Consider the following 11,691-nt stretch of genomic DNA (forward strand, 5'->3'; position numbering starts at 1 on the left):
CTAGTTATGTCACTGCACTCATAATAGCTTCGCATCTCATCACCACATCAGGTTGGAAACCCGGCTATTTTCCAACTCTCGCGAGAATTTATAGCAACAGTGTACAAAAAATTAGTGTTATTTTATGCATAGGTAATTACCCTACAAAATAGACCTTTTTATCAAACTTCTTTCAAAACTAACTATAATATAAAGGCAAAAACATATTATACATATCAAATAGGTCCTTGCCTTTACTTTTATTGACTTCAACAACTATAGCCTAAATATAATTCGGACGAGGTCTTTTTTATTTATCTTTCAACTAAGCTAATTGCTAACTCACGTTTGTATCGAATAGATGTGAAACCTTCGCCTACAGGTAGCCCATAAGCTGGTCTTTCATCTTGGTATTTAAATCCAACTGCTTCATAAAATGGAATTCCCATATCATTATCTTTTGCAACTGAAACCCATTGTTCTTTTGCACCTCGTTCAATTTGATCATTTGCAATTATAGAAAGTAATTCTGTACCAATGCCTTCTCTTTTTCTATTTGGATTTAAATATATTACAAATAACTCTGCTGTCTCTTTGCCAGTGAAACCACCTCCACCAGCACCGAGTATTTCTCCATGATCACTTGCAACAAACCAACCATTCCACTCTTGGCTAATATTTAATATTTCACTTCTCACTCTTTCTTCATTGTAAAACTCCTTGATCGTACTTTCTATGTATTGCTGGGGCAACAAACCTGGATATGTATTTCTATAACCGTCTGAACACACTTTAATAATCCCCTGTATATCTTCCACTCTTGCTTTTCTATATTCAATCATATTGCATCCTCCCCAATTATAAATAAACAATTCATTCATTATATAATTCAATATTCAAACAATTAATCCTATCCGTGTTTTTATACTATATTTCTAAAAACCCTATAATCGTTTCACATACATTATCTGTTTCTTCGATATCTGGAAAATGTGCACTATTTTCATATATAACAAGATCAGATATATCTAAATATCGTTCACCATCTTTTAACATATAATTAATCACTTTGCGTCTCTCCCTTATGTATAATGCCCTTACTATTAGACTTTCATTTTTAACTAACTACTAAATGTATTTTATCCCACCACAAATCGAGATCACATTCACTTATATTTTTTCTTTACATACTTAACTCTCTCCTTTAAATTGATATTAATTTTTTTACAGGTGAATAATCGCTACATTTCCCCATATAAATTCCAAACAAATATTACAACAAAAGCTGCACCCTTATACAAAAAAGGTACAGCTTTTTAACAACATACACTAAGAGGTTTATTATCCTAACTAAATCACTTTCACATAACTTCAATAATACATTTGTTAACATGCATTTCAAATTCTTTCGATACATTTAATCCATATTATTGTTTAATTTTTATAATCAAATAAAACAAATTTAACTACAGTACATTAACAGCTTTATTCTTCAAAACAAACTTTCCAAATAAGAAACGTACAAGAGGTCCCATTATTATTAATTGGAGTGGGTACGCCATAATAAAATTTTTAATAAAGACCGAGAAATAAATTGAAATGAATGAGTCACCATGTAACCCATTATGTAAATACATCATAGCCATTCCGTAAAATGACATAAAGAATACCATTCCGATTACCATTGTTGTTGCCATCGCAATAATCATGTTTACTTTTTTTGATTTATCAAATGGTAATGCAAATACAATCTTTTTCGTACACGGTCCAACGATACATATTTCAATTAATAGCGCAATAATAAATCCAATTATTAGTTCTAATGCGATCTCCTTAATATGAATTGGCCCTCCTGCTCCATTCATTAATAAATTGTAAAACGTCATAACTATAACCATCCCAAGGCACATCATCATACCAAATTGGAGGTTTTCCTTTCTTGTTGTTGGCAATTTTCATCATCCCTTCTCTTTGAGTCTTTGTCATTATATCGATATTGGAAACTCCTTCGTAAGTGAACATTTTGTGAACATTTTTAAAGCGTTTACGTGCATTTCTTCCACTCTTCACTCCAATCCTCCCACTCTATAACTTTTTACTTACAAAGGTTTTATATATTTTGATGTTGAATTATTAAATTTAATATTGAATTATATGATAATTACTACTAGGAGGATAACCATGAATAAAGCAGAACTTTACGCATATCACATCGTTACAAGGAAAATAATGAGTATTGGACAAATCATTCACTTTGACAAAAATCAAACTAATACCCTCTATCACTTCTTTTTTGAAAGAGAACAATTAAATTCTAATGATGAAGACTCCATTCAAATTTTAAAAAGGCATTATATCAATGAAGAATTACATATAAATAATGAAAATGCTAAAGTAGTTCTGAATTATATAGATCAAACAATTAGAGCAGTTAGAGAAACGATTGTGGAAATGGTTAGGCTGCAAGAATTTCCTGAATACCCGTCAAGGTTGTCTTGCTTATATGCTGCCAAAAGCTATGAAGATGCTTTGAAATGGAAAGCTTTATTTGATTCTTATAATCGAGATGTTTTACAGATTGTTAAACTACGAGTGATCGGTAGTTCTTTTGAAGGTGACGGAAATCTTTTACCGAAAGAAGATGGTATTCCTTTCGCTCAAAAAATGGAACAAGCTAGAGAGTATTGGAAAGGAAACGTTAGAAATGAACTTCCTGAGTTACTGATTAATGGGAGAATTGAAGTGGTGGAAATTATTGATGATTTTTCATCAATTAAAATTTAATTCCTGGTTAAATATTAAAGAATGGAGATTAAAATGATGAAAAAAGTGTACTTCAATCATGATGGTGGTGTAGATGATTTAATATCACTATTTTTACTACTCCAGATGGAAAATGTAGAACTTACAGGTGTTTCAGTTATTCCTGCAGATTGTTATTTAGAGCCAGCAATGTCTGCCAGTCGTAAAATTATAGATCGCTTCGGCAAAAATAATATTGAGGTAGCAGCGTCCAACTCTCGTGGAAAAAACCCATTTCCAAAAGAATGGCGGATGCATGCATTTTATGTAGATGCTTTACCAATTTTAAATGAGTTTGGGAAAGTTGTTACACCTGCATCAAAAAAACCTGCACATCATCATATAATAGAGACTCTTCTACAAACTGATGGAAAAACAACTTTATTATTTACAGGGCCCCTGACTGACCTTGCTCGTGCACTATATGAATCTCCAATAATCGAAGATAAAATTGAACGTCTCGTTTGGATGGGCGGTACATTTCGTACTGCAGGCAATGTACATGAGCCAGAACATGACGGAACAGCCGAGTGGAATTCATTTTGGGATCCCGAAGCAGTAGCTCGTGTTTGGAATGCTAATATAATCATTGATTTAGTAACTCTAGAAAGTACAAACCAGGTTCCGCTAACTATAGACATACGTGAACAGTGGGCAAAAGAGCGTAAGTATATTGGTGTTGATTTCCTTGGTCAATGCTATGCAATGGTTCCCCCTCTCGTTCACTTCTCAACGAACTCTACTTACTATTTGTGGGATGTATTAACCGCTGCCTTTGCTGGGAAAGCTGATCTTGCAAAGGTACAAGCGATTAAAAGTATTGTTCATACATACGGACCTAGTCAAGGACGTACAGTGGCAACTGATGATGGGCGACCTGTAAATGTCGTTTATGATGTAAAACGTGATGTATTTTTCAACTATATAACTGAATTAGCAAAGAAAGCTTCTACTTGAAATTCTATCTATACGAAAAATAAATAAAGTCGTATAACTTCAGATGATGAGCCTGCAAAAAAATTCAAATTGGTTGCGACTTAATATTTACTTATTAAAAGGAGTATTGAATTAACTTTCAATACTCTTTTTGTGCAATTATATTATATTTGATCAAAATAAGCGTTAATTTGATTAGAGTTGTATTTTACAGCTTAACCATTTCATAACCATTTACAAAGTACGTTATTGTTTCTAGCTCATCTTCATTTAATTCTCTATCTAGTTCTTGTTTATATGCTGCCTTTATCTTCTCTTCATCGCCTTTATGAGTTTCCGTATAAGTTCCTACTGTTTTTAATAAACGAATCTCTCGCAAAAATTCATTTCGATCTATAGCTTCCCCATGTGAAAGAATATAGGTCTCGGCATCAAATTTCTCTAACTCTTGTATCAGTTTAAACGTTCGTTTCGTCGTATAGTTCCACTTAGAAGAAAAAATATCTGCATAAATACAATCTCCTAAAAATAAAATCTTTTCTTCTTTAATATAAATGACAACAGAGTCATGTGAATGGTCTCCGCCCACATGCTCTAACACACATGTCACATCACCAAGGTCTAATTCAAGTTGTTTCTGAAAGGTTAAGGACGGCGGAAGAATTTGAATATTTCTTGGTTTTTCACTGAACTCTTTTTTTATACAGTCCGCACAAAATTCAATTTCTGTACCCTCTTTCACTCGTGCGTCCAATGCCTCATCCGACCACTCATAAGAAACAAGTGTGTTCATCTCTTTTTTTGTTTCAAAATGTGCGATAGACAATGCATTTTGTAATACAGGCAATCCAAAAATATGATCCCAGTGCCAATGCGTTAATGCTACAAAATCAGGATTTGAGATATTTTGCTCTTTTAGCATTTCTAAAAACAATTGTGTATGTGCTTCTGAATTACCTGCATCTATCATCAAAGTCTTTTCTTTTCCAACTACCATTCCTAAGATAGGTCTATCAGTCTCGGAAACAGGTGTCATATACCAAAATGCGTTTCCTATTTTTTTAATTTGCTGCATAACTATTGCCTCCATTTTATGACTGTGTAAAAATTTCCAGCCGAGAATTTCCTTTATTTTGATTACTAGTAAATAACAATGTCAGAAATGAAATCATTCTACATTTTTTATTATCTAGTGAAATACAAATACTAATTTTAACAAGGGAATCCTTTCTCAACATTTGTTACTTTTAATCTATTTTACGCTACGAATTTACATTTAAATTATATTACAATTTGTATAAATGAGATACATTTTACAATATCGAAGGGGTGTTGAACCTGGAATGCAAAGGAAACAATCATTCCCTATTTCGGTAATGTGTTAACAGGTAAAGAGTTGATCAATCAATGAATTTAATGAGGATGGCTACCATGTTATCAGCTGAATAAAAAGCAGCAACTATACAGTTGCTGCTTCCAACATTTCTTTTTGTATTTCAACACGTTTGATTTGGTGAGGGTCTTTAGAAAGAATTTTAAATGCATATCCTTCGCTATTCACTGTTTGCCCTTCCTGGATATCATAATTCTGCATCAGAATCCAACCACCAATCGTGTCAACATCACTATCATTCATATGTAATCCTAGTAAATCATTTAATTCGCTAATTAATACCTTACCTTCTACGACAACATGTCCTTCATTCATTTGCTGAATGGGCGGACGCTCATCTTCATCGTATTCATCACGTATTTCTCCTACAATCTCTTCCAGTATATCCTCAATGGTTACAATACCAGCAGTACCGCCGTATTCATCATATAAGACAGCCAACGGAATACGTTTCTTTTGCATTTGTAGTAAAAGATTATGTATTGGTATGGTCTCAATTACTTCAATTACTGGACGCGTATACGATTGAATAGAACTGAATTCTTTTGTTTCCTTATTCATATAACGAATAAAGAAGTCTTTCACATTCACCATGCCAATGATTTCATCTTTATCTTCCCCAAATACTGGGTAACGTGTATACTTTTCATCACGGATTATTTTCATATGGTCTGCTAAAGAATTATCTACATGTAGCCCTATAATTTCTGTACGAGGGACCATGATTTCTTTCGCAATACGATTATCAAATTCAAAAATATTATTTACATATTTGTATTCAGCTTGATTAATTTCTCCACGTTCATAACTTTCAGAAAGAATCAATCGTAATTCTTCTTCTGTATGTGCTACATCATGCTCTGATGCAGGTTTTAAGCCGTACATTCCTGTTATCATCCTTGCAGAGCCATTTAACAAGCGAATAAACGGATACATGATTTTGTAGAACCAGATAAGCGGAGCCGAAAATAATAAAGTAACCTTCTCAGCCTTTTGAATCGCGAATGTTTTTGGTGCTAATTCACCAACTACAACATGTAAGTACGTCATAATAGTAAAAGCAATTCCTAAAGATAATACACCTGCAATGGAAGGATTGATGTTCCACTTATCAAATAAAGGATGTAAAAGTCTCTCAATCGTTGGTTCACCTAGTGCCCCGAGTCCCATTGCTGTAACTGTAATCCCTAATTGACAAGCTGACAAATACTCATCCAAGTTTGATGTCACTTTCTTAGCTGCTAGCGCACCCTTCTTTCCTTCTAATACAAATTGATCAATCTTTGATCCTCTTACTTTTACAATAGCAAACTCAATTGCCACGAAAAATGCAGTACATGCGATTAAAACCGCTACCATTATTAAATTAAATATGTCCAACTAATTCCCTTAGCTTTCTTGAAACTAAAGGATTCACCTCCTGATATATTTTCTCTTTCCATACCTATAATTTCATACACATTAACATGAGATTGTATACAATCTACATTCTCAAAATGATGAGGGGTACTCTGAGAAAATCGAGGTCATTTAGCCACCTATCCGAGTCAACATCTGAGTCCAATACATTTCCACCGCCTTGATTAAATTATCTATATGTTAGCATGAGAAATAAATCCCAGTCAACGTTAACATTTGAAATACCCTGAAAATTAAACAAAGAACTTCTCTCCCCTGTTTCCTTAGATTTCTTAATGTGTGCACCAAACACTATACCATACCCTCCGCTTCCACTAACTATATTATTTTTTGTTCATTATTTACATTCCTTCTCACAGTAAAAAGTAAAGCGCAGTAATTTTTATCAGACTTTTCGAAAACACTTTGACACACATATTAGCCAATGCTAATATGAATGAAGAATAAACATATTAGTAATGACTAATACGATTGGAGTGAATACGATTGTGCAACTCAAATGACTTAGATATAAAAGCCAAATTTATTCGAGGCTTTGCTGATAAAACAAGACTTCAGATTCTTCAATGTATGTTGGATGGTGAAAAAACGGTATCCGAAATTGTAGAAATCACTAAAGGAAATCAGTCAAATATCTCACAACACCTAAACTGTTTAAAGGGCTGCGGCATTATCCTAGGTAGACAAGAAGGAAAATATGTCTACTATTCCTTACGCAGTACACAAATTGAACAGTTACTTACAATGTTCGATGTTGTCTTTCATGAGGTACAAAATGAAGTAGCATCATGTGACAAAAACGATGGTTGTTTATCTCAAAAAGGAGAGAACTGACATGACAGATAAAAAGATGAGCGGAAAACAAGCGAATTGCTGTCAAGATTCTTCCATAGCACCCACAAAAGAAGAATTAACAACGGAAACTTCATCGTGTTGCTCTTCAAGAAAAGAGATTCCTATTGTTCCAGTTGCTAAAAACACTTCTTGTTGTAATGGTGAAACTAAAACTGAAAACGAAGAAACTACAGATGAAGCAGCATCGTGTTGTTCTTCAAAAAAAGAGATTCCAATTATCCCTATTACTAAGGAAATCTCTTGCTGTAGTAGTAACAACAATTCTATTAAAACTGAAACCTGTTGTTCATCTGAATTAGACCTATCCAAAGAACCAGTGACATCAAAATCTTCTTGCTGTAGTGACCCATCACCTCTTCTTAATACTCAAAAAATATCAGGAGATGGCGTACAAACTTATCTTGTAGAAGGTATGGATTGTGGGGCATGTGCTTTAACAATCGAAAAGCATCTACACAACGTTTCTGGCGTGGAAGAAGTTCGAGTAAACTTCGCTACTGGAAAAATGCATATTCGTCATGACCGGAATGTGGATGACATTATAAAAGAAGTGTCTAACGCAGGATTTGAAGCGTCTCTAGCTGGAGCTCGTAGAGGGGCAACACCTGTTTCAAAATCAAAAAATACAACTTTGATTCTCTCAGGCGTATTTTTAGCTTTAGGATTTGGAGGAAGTTTTACAACCATATCGCCTCTTCTTATTACACTTCTCTATGCGGCGAGCATTGGTATTAGTGGTTATAAACCTGCTAAAAGTTCTTTTTATGCAATTAGAAGTAAATCACTCGATATGAACGTTCTCATGATATCGGCCGCTATTGGTGCTGCATTAATTGGTCAATGGCTAGAAGGCGCAACAGTTGTTTGGTTATTTGCATTAGGGGCAACGCTACAAAATAAATCAATTGAACGTACACGAGAATCTATTCGTGGATTAATTGATTTAGCACCATCAGAAGCTTGGATAAAAATTGGAACTGAACTTATAAAAAAATCCGTTGATGATATTGCATTAAATACAACGATTGTTGTAAAGCCAGGTGAAAAAATCCCATTAGACGGCACAGTTATAGGAGGCACTTCTACTGTAAACCAAGCGCCGATAACTGGTGAATCTATCCCAATTGATAAACAAATTGGCGATTCCGTATATGCAGGAACAATCAATGAAGAAGGTTCGCTTGAGATTACAGTAACTAAACTTGTTGAGGATACTACATTATCTCGAATTATTCATCTTGTAGAGGAAGCACAGGAAAATAAAGCACCGACAGAAGCATTTGTAGATCGTTTCGCAAAAATCTATACACCTATCGTTTTTGTATTAGCAATTGGTGTCATGATTATCCCACCCCTTCTTGGTATGGGCGAATGGATGGAATGGATTTATAAAGGTTTAGAACTTCTTGTTGTTGCGTGTCCTTGTGCTTTAGTTATCTCAACTCCTGTTGCTATTGTATCTGCAATTGGAAATGCAGCAAGAAACGGTGTACTCATTAAAGGTGGTACAGCTCTAGAAATTGCAGGTTCATTAAATGCTATTGCATTTGATAAAACAGGTACATTAACCGAAGGAAAACCAAAAGTAATGCATGTACGAAGCGTGGATTGTAATGAAGATGAGTTATTATCAATTGCAGCAACAATTGAAGAATACTCTAATCATCCAATTGCAAAAGCAATTACAGCATATGCGAAAGAGCATCAAACTTCTATCCAAAGTGGAACAGACTTCCGCGCCATTGTAGGAAAAGGTGCGCAAGTAACGATAGATGGCGAAACATACTATGCTGGAAATAAAGCATTATATGAAGATTTTGGAGTTTCGCTTCAAATGTGGAATGAACCAGTTCGAGAGATGCAAAAAATTGGTCAAACCGTGATACTTATTGGAACAAACAAAGTCATTTTAGGAATGATTTCAGTAGCAGATTCCATTCGTTCTACTACTTATGGAACAATTCAAGAATTAAAACAATCAGGTATTCGGGAAACTGTTATGTTAACAGGAGACAATGAAGGAACAGCTGAACACATTGCACAGAAAGCGAAAGTAGATCGCTATTTTGCTAACTTACTTCCAGAAAATAAGGTTCATTCTGTCAAACAACTTCAATCTGAAGGGAAAACAGTGGCTATGATTGGGGACGGCATAAATGATGCCCCTGCCCTCGCTACCGCAAACCTAGGGATTGCAATGGGCGGTGCAGGAACTGATACCGCAATGGAAACGGCAGATATTGTATTAATGGCAGACAATCTTGAAAAACTTCCATATACAATGAAACTAAGTCGGAAAGCATTGCACATCATAAAACAAAATATATGGTTCTCATTGATTATTAAATTTATCGCCCTTGCCTTTATCTTCCCAGGTTGGCTTACTCTTTGGATGGCTGTCCTAAGTGATACAGGCGCTGCACTTATTGTAATCCTTAACAGTATGCGTTTATTACGGAACAAATAATAAGATAAGGAGCTACTGAGTAGCTCCTTATCTTATATACAAATTGAATTAGGATGTAGAAATGTTATCATTTAATGGGCGTTTACAAAAATAAGCGTTACTGCGAGAACAGCTGAGTTACTATGAACCTATGCCAACACACTCTATCTTTTCCTCATCTTCTGATTTAAAGGTCATCCTCTTCTTGTTTTTCAAAATCACTCCATGTCCAATTGATCCAGTCATTGTATATCTGTAACAATTCAAACCCATTCGCTACAAGTAATCTTTCTAATTCTTGCGGATACGTATACCAAAGATCTATTGTTGTTTTCAGTTCCTCTACTAGCGTATCCTCCTCATAAAACCTTCTTGTTGTTATGTAGTGCTGTATTTGTTGAATTGAATCATAATTCATCTCAGTATATAAATCACATCTCCTTCCCTTTTCATCTGTAATAGTTGTCCAATATTCTTCTGTAGATGGTTGTATTAATTCTTCCTTTGACGGAAAACGTGTATCAAATATGAATATACCATTATCAGTTATTACATTATGAATCGATGCTAATAATTGATTTTGATGTGTATTAGTAAGAAAATGTTGGAATCCATGTCCTACCATAAATGCTAACGGGATTGTTTCTTCGACGCTCAATTGTAAGCAGTCTTGCTATAATCATTTCACATTCTTTAAACTCGCAGATTTACTCTTCGCTTCAGCAAGCATACCTTCATGTATATCTACACCAATCATATGATATCCTTCTTCGATAAAAGGAATAGTGACTCTCCCTGTTCCACATGCAATATCTAAAATCCATTCATTTTGTATATTAAGTTTCCTTGCCCAAGAAAGTAAAAATGGAAAATCTGACAAACTCTTATTTTCTACATCATACCGTTCCGGATTCTCATATTCAGATCAACTCCATTTTGTTTGCAATCTTATTCCCCATTTCGCATTACCTATTTAAATTCAATATATAGATTATAACGAATCGATAGACTTTTCTCTATAATCAAACATAATTACTTGGACTAATCTGCCTCCCCTATTAGTAAGCTAAAAACAAGGGTATAGAATCGGAGTGTGATAATATGGAACGATTATGGATTCCAATGATCGTTACGTTTTTTTCGTTCGGCGGGTTACTATTAGGCGGTGCTGTTGGATTTGCAACACGCCAACTAATTGAAGAAAAGATGCATCGCTTATACGCATTATGTGGTGGTATTTTACTTGGATTATTATCACTTGAAATTATTCCTGAAACATTTTCAAGCTATGAAATAATAGGTCCTTTACTTGGAATTGCTATAGGAGTATTAGTTATGAGCTTATTAGATAACTATTGTCATCATCCAATTATACATAAGAAAGATCAACAAGCATGGCAAACCTTCCTTTTTCTTTCTTTCGCCATATTCATTCATAATATGCCGAGTGGGTTTGCGTTAGGTGCAGCATTTATGAATCATAATGACTCTGCCATTCCTTTCTTACTTGCGATTGTTATTCACCATATTCCAGAAGGATTAGCTTTAATTATTCCATTTCTCTTTACAAAACATAAATATATTTCATTTTTATTAACAACTTTATTACTTTCTCTTATTCTCGGTACCGGTACTGTTTTTGGTATTTTAATGGAAGGAAAAGCTCTTCATCTACAAGGTCTCATTATGGGAAGTGCTATTGGTTCACTTGGCTATGTTACAATTCATGAAATGCTTTGGAAAGCAAAAAAACAGCTACCTTTCCTGCAGTTTCTATCGTGGTCTACTAGTGGCTTTTTACTAATAATAGTGTTCACTCTATTCGCTGGACATCATTAAAACAAAAAAGTAATATCATTTG

At 34.3% G+C, this 11,691-nt stretch carries 11 protein-coding genes and 1 pseudogene; 5 read left to right on the forward strand and 7 right to left on the reverse strand.

All coding sequences use genetic code 11. The features are described 5' to 3' along the window. Positions 1-293 precede the first annotated feature (293 nt). The 4 genes from JFU20_RS03510 to JFU20_RS30530 form a co-directional block, all read right to left on the reverse strand. A complete protein-coding gene (locus JFU20_RS03510; protein ID WP_002165852.1) occupies positions 294-821 on the reverse strand; it encodes a GNAT family N-acetyltransferase in 528 nt (175 codons plus the stop codon). Between the two features lie 85 nt (positions 822-906). Continuing rightward, positions 907-1,047, reverse strand: coding sequence for a hypothetical protein (locus JFU20_RS03515; RefSeq protein ID WP_002165853.1), 141 nt, complete (start codon positions 1,045-1,047; stop codon positions 907-909). A gap of 398 nt (positions 1,048-1,445) precedes the next feature. Beyond that, complete coding sequence (locus JFU20_RS03520) at positions 1,446-1,895, reverse strand: DUF2798 domain-containing protein (protein WP_232304711.1); 450 nt, start codon at positions 1,893-1,895, stop codon at positions 1,446-1,448. After that, positions 1,813-2,049 (reverse strand): hypothetical protein, encoded by a 237-nt coding sequence (locus JFU20_RS30530; protein WP_002165854.1) that lies wholly within the window; start codon positions 2,047-2,049, stop codon positions 1,813-1,815. The genes JFU20_RS03520 and JFU20_RS30530 overlap by 83 nt, the downstream gene beginning before the upstream one ends. A gap of 111 nt (positions 2,050-2,160) precedes the next feature. Here JFU20_RS30530 and JFU20_RS03525 point away from each other — a divergent pair, with 111 nt between their 5' ends. Next, a complete protein-coding gene (locus tag JFU20_RS03525; protein ID WP_002012814.1) occupies positions 2,161-2,763 on the forward strand; it encodes a DUF2441 domain-containing protein in 603 nt (200 codons plus the stop codon). Positions 2,764-2,796: 33 nt separating this feature from the next. Then, a complete protein-coding gene (locus JFU20_RS03530) occupies positions 2,797-3,738 on the forward strand; it encodes a nucleoside hydrolase (protein WP_002165856.1) in 942 nt (313 codons plus the stop codon). A 187-nt stretch (positions 3,739-3,925) separates the two neighbouring features. Here the strand turns inward: JFU20_RS03530 and JFU20_RS03535 are convergent, their stop codons facing one another. After that, positions 3,926-4,792: an MBL fold metallo-hydrolase gene (locus tag JFU20_RS03535; protein WP_002165857.1), complete on the reverse strand. Its 867-nt coding sequence runs from the start codon at positions 4,790-4,792 to the stop codon at positions 3,926-3,928. A gap of 384 nt (positions 4,793-5,176) precedes the next feature. Further along, a complete protein-coding gene (locus JFU20_RS03540; RefSeq protein WP_033715752.1) occupies positions 5,177-6,490 on the reverse strand; it encodes a hemolysin family protein in 1,314 nt (437 codons plus the stop codon). 525 nt (positions 6,491-7,015) lie between these two features. Between JFU20_RS03540 and JFU20_RS03545 the strand changes: the two genes are divergently transcribed. Together JFU20_RS03545 and JFU20_RS03550 are read left to right on the forward strand one after the other, a co-directional pair. Next, positions 7,016-7,363, forward strand: coding sequence for an ArsR/SmtB family transcription factor (locus JFU20_RS03545; RefSeq protein ID WP_002109853.1), 348 nt, complete (start codon positions 7,016-7,018; stop codon positions 7,361-7,363). A gap of 1 nt (position 7,364) precedes the next feature. Further along, positions 7,365-9,851, forward strand: a complete 2,487-nt coding sequence (locus tag JFU20_RS03550) for a heavy metal translocating P-type ATPase (protein ID WP_002165859.1) — start codon at positions 7,365-7,367, stop codon at positions 9,849-9,851. Positions 9,852-10,017: 166 nt separating this feature from the next. On the opposite strand, the pseudogene JFU20_RS03555 reads toward JFU20_RS03550, so the two are convergent. After that, positions 10,018-10,776: pseudogene (locus tag JFU20_RS03555) on the reverse strand (class I SAM-dependent methyltransferase). Between the two features lie 155 nt (positions 10,777-10,931). On the opposite strand from JFU20_RS03555, the gene JFU20_RS03560 reads away from it, so the two are divergent. Beyond that, the gene (locus tag JFU20_RS03560; protein WP_002012804.1) at positions 10,932-11,669 is read left to right on the forward strand and encodes a ZIP family metal transporter; all 738 of its coding nucleotides are present in this window, start codon (positions 10,932-10,934) and stop codon (positions 11,667-11,669) included. The last annotated feature ends 22 nt before the right edge of the window (positions 11,670-11,691 follow it).

It is taken from the genome of Bacillus sp. TH30, from assembly GCF_016650875.1.
GTDB lineage: Bacteria > Bacillota > Bacilli > Bacillales > Bacillaceae_G > Bacillus_A > Bacillus_A mycoides.

Excerpts from the sequence above, each read along its gene's own strand:
- JFU20_RS03510 (WP_002165852.1), bottom strand. The coding sequence starts at position 821 with ATGATTGAATATAGAAAAGCAAGAGTGGAAGATATACAGGGGATTATT.
- JFU20_RS03520 (WP_232304711.1), bottom strand. The coding sequence starts at position 1,895 with ATGATGATGTGCCTTGGGATGGTTATAGTTATGACGTTTTACAATTTA.
- JFU20_RS03525 (WP_002012814.1), top strand. The coding sequence starts at position 2,161 with ATGAATAAAGCAGAACTTTACGCATATCACATCGTTACAAGGAAAATA.
- JFU20_RS03530 (WP_002165856.1), top strand. The coding sequence starts at position 2,797 with ATGATGAAAAAAGTGTACTTCAATCATGATGGTGGTGTAGATGATTTA.
- JFU20_RS03535 (WP_002165857.1), bottom strand. The coding sequence starts at position 4,792 with ATGCAGCAAATTAAAAAAATAGGAAACGCATTTTGGTATATGACACCT.
- JFU20_RS03550 (WP_002165859.1), top strand. The coding sequence starts at position 7,365 with ATGACAGATAAAAAGATGAGCGGAAAACAAGCGAATTGCTGTCAAGAT.
- JFU20_RS03560 (WP_002012804.1), top strand. The coding sequence starts at position 10,932 with ATGGAACGATTATGGATTCCAATGATCGTTACGTTTTTTTCGTTCGGC.